1 protein-coding gene is annotated in these 265 nt (G+C 61.5%); it reads left to right on the top strand.

From position 1 onward, the window contains the following. Positions 1-265, top strand: a 265-nt coding sequence (locus tag ACPYOM_RS22705) for a cbb3-type cytochrome c oxidase N-terminal domain-containing protein (RefSeq protein ID WP_481347697.1), incomplete at both ends; no start/stop codon positions are given.

The following is a 265-nucleotide window of genomic DNA, read 5'->3' on the forward strand; positions in this document are numbered from 1 at the left end:
TCTGGAGTCTGTACGTCACAGTCCTCAGTCTCGGTACGATCTTTTCCCTGACCTGGCTGCTGCTGTCGACCCGCAAGGGCCAGCGCAGCGAACAGACGGACGAGACGGTGGGCCACTCCTTCGACGGGATCGAGGAGTACGACAACCCGCTGCCGAAATGGTGGTTCATGCTGTTCGTGGGCACCATCGTGTTCGCCCTCGGTTACCTGGTGCTGTACCCGGGCCTGGGCAACTGGAAAGGCCTGCTGCCGGGCTACAACTACCT

This window comes from Monashia sp. HAY1-2A, from assembly GCF_056755315.1.